6 protein-coding genes and 2 riboswitches are annotated in these 4,203 nt (G+C 49.4%); of the genes, 4 read left to right on the top strand and 2 right to left on the bottom strand.

The window, feature by feature from the left end; genetic code table 11:
- Together K419_RS22440 and K419_RS22435 are read left to right on the top strand one after the other, a co-directional pair.
- The coding region (locus tag K419_RS22440; protein WP_035497559.1) for an integrase core domain-containing protein at window positions 1-294 on the top strand (294 nt) is incomplete at its 5' end.
- A gap of 193 nt (window positions 295-487) precedes the next feature.
- Window positions 488-1,126: a PLDc N-terminal domain-containing protein gene (locus K419_RS22435; protein WP_084154284.1), complete on the top strand. Its 639-nt coding sequence runs from the start codon at window positions 488-490 to the stop codon at window positions 1,124-1,126.
- Between the two features lie 383 nt (window positions 1,127-1,509).
- Here K419_RS22435 and K419_RS0118630 read toward each other — a convergent pair whose 3' ends face one another.
- Window positions 1,510-1,788, bottom strand: a complete 279-nt coding sequence (locus K419_RS0118630; protein ID WP_026842867.1) for a type II toxin-antitoxin system RelE/ParE family toxin — start codon at window positions 1,786-1,788, stop codon at window positions 1,510-1,512.
- Window positions 1,789-1,796: 8 nt separating this feature from the next.
- Window positions 1,797-1,979 carry a hypothetical protein gene (locus K419_RS0118625; protein WP_026842866.1) on the bottom strand — a complete coding sequence of 61 codons (183 nt, stop codon included), beginning with the start codon at window positions 1,977-1,979 and terminating at the stop codon, window positions 1,797-1,799.
- Window positions 1,980-2,309: 330 nt separating this feature from the next.
- A riboswitch (cyclic di-GMP riboswitch) is annotated at window positions 2,310-2,386 on the top strand.
- A 74-nt stretch (window positions 2,387-2,460) separates the two neighbouring features.
- Here K419_RS0118625 and K419_RS0118620 point away from each other — a divergent pair.
- The gene (locus K419_RS0118620) at window positions 2,461-2,655 is read left to right on the top strand and encodes a hypothetical protein (protein ID WP_026842865.1); all 195 of its coding nucleotides are present in this window, start codon (window positions 2,461-2,463) and stop codon (window positions 2,653-2,655) included.
- 746 nt (window positions 2,656-3,401) lie between these two features.
- Window positions 3,402-3,599, top strand: a complete 198-nt coding sequence (locus tag K419_RS0118615) for a hypothetical protein (protein WP_026842864.1) — start codon at window positions 3,402-3,404, stop codon at window positions 3,597-3,599.
- A 325-nt stretch (window positions 3,600-3,924) separates the two neighbouring features.
- A riboswitch (cyclic di-GMP riboswitch) is annotated at window positions 3,925-4,001 on the top strand.
- Window positions 4,002-4,203 lie beyond the last annotated feature (202 nt).

Below are 4,203 nucleotides of genomic sequence, written 5' to 3'. Positions count from 1 at the left end.
CACTCTGATCGTGGCTCACAGTATGCCAGTGGCGACTTTCAGAGAATGTTGGAGAAATACGGCGCTATTTGCAGCATGAGCCGCAAAGGCAACTGCTGGGACAACGCGCCGGCAGAAAGCTTCTTTGCCGTTCTCAAAAGAGCCTTGGTCTTCCACAACCAGTACGAAACCCGTGTTCAGGCACGGCAGAGCATTTTCGAGTACATCGAGCGCTTCTACAACCGAAAGAGGATCCACTCCTCACTGGGGTACCGGACCCCTTACGAGGTAGACCAACTCAGCCTTGCCGCTTAACTGACTGTCTACGAAACCGGGGCATTTCCAAGCTGCACCTTTCGCTGCACCTTTATTTGGCGTGGAATTAAAGTTCGGTTAATGGACATATCTTGGGATCTCCACGTAACCACTCAGGATGCAATGGGATGTTCGCCCAGCATGTAAAGCATGCTACCAGAATCTCGACTAAATGTGATAGGTTAGGTGAAAAATGAGATCAATGATCATATTTGGAATGCTAGTGTTAGCAATCTCTGTTGCAAATGCTGAGGTATACAAGTGGGAAGATGCAAATGGGGTTCACTTTACAGACAACCCTTCTTCTGTACCTGAAAAGTATCGCAAAAAATTGATGACTGGGGCTATAGAAGAGCAAAAGATGGAGAGTCCACAAGTCAGTACTGGAATAAATCAACAGGATAGACTTACTGTTCCGCAGCCTTACTTGCAGCCTGTCATGCAGCCGACCACACAACAGAGTCCCGCCGCTATTTATCAAGCCAATCTTGAGAACCAAAAACGCGCAATTGAGTTAATAGGACAGCAGAAGGCTAGGGCTTTAGCTGTTAACACACAAAACGCTGAAAGAGCTGTCAACTCGTTTGTTAAGTTTATGGCTGTCTGGCTCTTGATAGGGGGGACACTATTTGTTGCTTGGATATCAACAATTGTAGATATAGTTAAAAGCGATTTTACCGTTTCAACAAATAAAACAGTCTGGATGCTGCTGGTTATATTTCTACCACTGCTGGGAATGTTGCTTTATTTCATGCTTGGTACGAACCAAAAATGCAGCGCAAGAGGCTGGGGTAATAGCAGAGGATTTAAAAGAGGGCCAGATATTTATTAGGCTCAACGTTTTGCAGGGGGACGTTGGTTAGATTGTTAAGTTGTTGCAGTAACTAAACGAAGTAAACAACGTCCCCCTACAGCACAGACCACCTCGCGTTCAATGCCCAAAAGATGGCGTCCATCAGGTGCGGTTGCCGTGGGCTGAGCCCAAAGCCAGGTTCATTGGGACCCCATGGGACAAACTGGAAAATTAGGTTGAGGACGGGGGTGGAAGATTCGGTTGGCGACACACCCTTCAAAGTGGCAATTACCATGGCGGTCGACATGCCCAACCATTGGCGGTAGACGGTCTCCGTTCCGCTGGCGCTTCACTACCGTGGACGATGGGAAAGAATGAAAGAGAAATAAACGAGAGTGGAAAAATGTATGAAAAGGATGGGCTTAATAGCAGATATCGTGGCTGCCGATTTGAATGAAGAGGATTTCTTCGTCGTCTAGGAGCCTGAATACGATTCTATCAGAAAATGAGATGGAAAAAGCGTGATATTCCTTTAGATTACCTTTTAGACGGTGGGTCTTGAGACGTTTGTCAAAGGCATCTTCCTTGAAAATCGAAAGGCGCTCTTTCAGTTGCTCTTTCTCTTTGGCGGAGAGCTTTCTCAGATACTTGAGCCACTGCTTCTCAAAACTCGCATCGTAATTGATAGCCTTCGGTTTCATGCCCGGAACTATAAGGCGCTGATCAGGTCGTCAACAGAGATCTTCTTGGTCTTGCCCGCGGCTAGATTCTTTTCGGCCTCGCCGATGCGTACAAGAAACGCCTGCCGCTGCACGGTGCGGTAGACCTCTTTTAGCAGGGCGTATTCCTGCTTCGGAACCTTAACGAAATCCTTTGCCGTTGTCTGTGGCATGAATGACCTCCCCGTGTGGCTGGTTTAAAAGGCAGATGGATTATCACATAAGTCGCTCGTGATGTCAAAAAGGGCCCCTCGGAGTTGAAGCCATTGGAAGAAGGATTCGGGAGCAAGTTGGGAACCTGCTCACTTTGCGCGAGCGGTCACCTGCGTAGCCCCCCAAAGCCCCAAAGCCCCTACGGGCGTTCCGCCGGTCACGCCGAGCCGTTGGGACCAAGTAAAGAACACACTTATGCCGCTTCGATTCAGGCCCCTTATCCTTTACTCTTGACGACGCCGACTGCTTTAGGCTATCGTGCGCCACCAACAAAAACAGCTAAAGTCAGATAACGACAATACTAAACCATCCGCGAGGGTGGGACGGAAAGCCTACTGGGTCTCACAGAGACAGCCGGGTCGCCGAAATATCTCAAGATATTCCGGCCCCGGCTTTTTTTGTGCCCGTTTGAGAATGACTGAATAAATAGTGAGGTGCCAAATGATGAAAATGAGCAAAATCCTGGTCACAGTATTGGTATTGGGTAGCATAGTCGCCGGTGTTTGTGGCTGCCGAAAAGAGGGGCCCGCGGAGCGTGCGGGTAAGGAGATCGACAAGTCCGTCGAAAAAGCCGGCAAGGAAATCGAAAGAGCCGGAGCCAAGCTTAACGACGCCATCAAGCAAATGAAAAAATGATGCTCCGTGCAACTGGGGCATGAGAGGCTGTAACCATGACGAGATCCGCTCCAGGTGTCCGTCAGCCCCATTCTTACTGGGTGGGCAGCTACTTTGCAGATTCCCAGCGTGATTAATCAAAACCGATTGCGGTTTGCACTATTCCGAAAGCGTTTTTGACACCCCTCAGCCTCTCAGCCTCGCTACCATCTTCTTCTCGAAACTCCCCATGCTAATCTCTCACTGATCCTGCATCTCCTAAATGGGTCCTACACCACCTACTTCAATGTTAAACGCAAAAGGGCAGGGCATCTCTTCCAAGGCAGGTTCAAAGCCATCCTCGTTGAAGCTGATCAGTATGCTCTGGAGTTGTCGCGGTACATGCATCTCAACCCAGTCCGTGCTGGTATGGCAAAGGAGCCGGCAAACTATCCATGGTCGAGCTACCTCGCCTGTATCGGCATAATTCCTGAGCCCGCTTGGCTTACCTGCCGGTTCTAGTTGCTGCGGTGCAGAACATCGGAAAGCCGGATGCGGGAAAACTGCACGTCCGTTTTGATGAGGTTTGACCCCTCTGGTTGCCGGAACTGGCGGGGGAAGCAGATCCTGACTAAATCTTCAGGATCTCTTCAGTTGAAGAATGGGTTCCTCTTCCGAATAATAGACTCAAAGAACACGTCTCTGATGGTCGTGGATGGCATGGCTGATTGTTGACGTGTTAACACAATGGGAACGGGGATAACAGGCCCCAGAGGAGAAAACAGACCATGAGTAACATCGAATTCGCTAAAATTTTTATCATGACCCTGATTGCTGCATCCGCTACCGTCGTTGCCATCCAGTGCTACGCGTACACCCGCTGGTATAAAATTACGAAACAGAGTGCACAACACGTATATAGCGGCTTCAAAGACAACGCTGGGGGGACCATGTATGAAGGGGTGCATCGGAGTAGCCACGCCTAGCCCTTTTCACGACCGGTCGAATACAGCACTGCGTCCTCGTCCATAGGCATCCAAGAAGTAGTGATGAAAATTCCGCAAAATAGCGGGGACGCAATACCGATAATTCTGCAACACATGAGGCACAGAAGAAGTCAGTTCTCTTCTTCACAGATTGTTTTCCAGGCAATGCAAAAGCCGCTACCGACTAAGTAGCGGCTTTTGTTGTCATGGTGAGCGAAGGGGGCATTCATTAAATGATTCGATCCAGTCCCCTTATCCTTTACTCTTGACGATGCCGATTGCTTTAGGCTATGGTGCGCCACCAACAAAAACAGCTAAAGTCAGATAACGACAATACTAAACCATCCGCGAGGGTGGGACGGAAAGCCTACTGGGTCTCATAGAGACAGCCGGGTCGCCGAAATATCTCAAGATATTCTGGCCCCGGCTTTTTTTGTGCCCGTTTGAGAATGACTGGATAAACAGTGAGGAGCCGAATGATGAAAATGAGCAAAATCCTGGTCGCAGTCTTGGTATTGGGTAGCATAGTCGCCGGTGTTTGTGGCTGCCGAAAAGAGGGGCCCGCGGAGCGTGCGGGTAAGGAGATCGACAAGTCCGTCGAAAA

The sequence above is a fragment of the Citrifermentans bremense R1 genome, assembly GCF_000426865.1.
Taxonomy (GTDB): Bacteria; Desulfobacterota; Desulfuromonadia; order Geobacterales; family Geobacteraceae; genus Geomonas; species Geomonas bremensis.
The sequence above is the reverse complement of the archived record's forward strand: the minus strand, read 5'-3'. Positions and strand labels throughout refer to the sequence as shown.

What these genes read in the sequence shown, in the direction of transcription:
- K419_RS0118615 (WP_026842864.1), top strand. Translation starts at nt 3,402, where the DNA reads ATGAGTAACATCGAATTCGCTAAAATTTTTATCATGACCCTGATTGCT.
- K419_RS0118620 (WP_026842865.1), top strand. Translation starts at nt 2,461, where the DNA reads ATGATGAAAATGAGCAAAATCCTGGTCACAGTATTGGTATTGGGTAGC.
- K419_RS22435 (WP_084154284.1), top strand. Translation starts at nt 488, where the DNA reads ATGAGATCAATGATCATATTTGGAATGCTAGTGTTAGCAATCTCTGTT.
- K419_RS0118625 (WP_026842866.1), bottom strand. Translation starts at nt 1,979, where the DNA reads ATGCCACAGACAACGGCAAAGGATTTCGTTAAGGTTCCGAAGCAGGAA.
- K419_RS0118630 (WP_026842867.1), bottom strand. Translation starts at nt 1,788, where the DNA reads ATGAAACCGAAGGCTATCAATTACGATGCGAGTTTTGAGAAGCAGTGG.